Below are 211 nucleotides of genomic sequence, written 5' to 3'. Positions count from 1 at the left end.
GGATACAAATCTGAAGTAAAAGATTATGACATTACGAATACAAAAGTAGGCGAAACAAAAGTAGAAGGAACAAAAACGTGGAACGATAACAATGCAACAGATCGTCCAAGCACAATCAAAGTAGACTTACTACAAAATGGTAAAGTAGTAGATACAAAAGAAGTAACAGCAGAAACAAACTGGAAGTATACGTTTGAAAAACTCCAAGCAT

General features: G+C 34.1%; 1 protein-coding gene. It reads left to right on the top strand.

From position 1 onward, the window contains the following. The coding region (locus MR083_RS27655; RefSeq protein ID WP_242270158.1) for a Cna B-type domain-containing protein at positions 1-211 on the top strand (211 nt) is incomplete at both ends.

Source organism: Bacillus cereus group sp. BfR-BA-01408, assembly GCF_022663305.1.
GTDB lineage: Bacteria > Bacillota > Bacilli > Bacillales > Bacillaceae_G > Bacillus_A > Bacillus_A pacificus.
The sequence above is the reverse complement of the archived record's forward strand: the minus strand, read 5'-3'. Positions and strand labels throughout refer to the sequence as shown.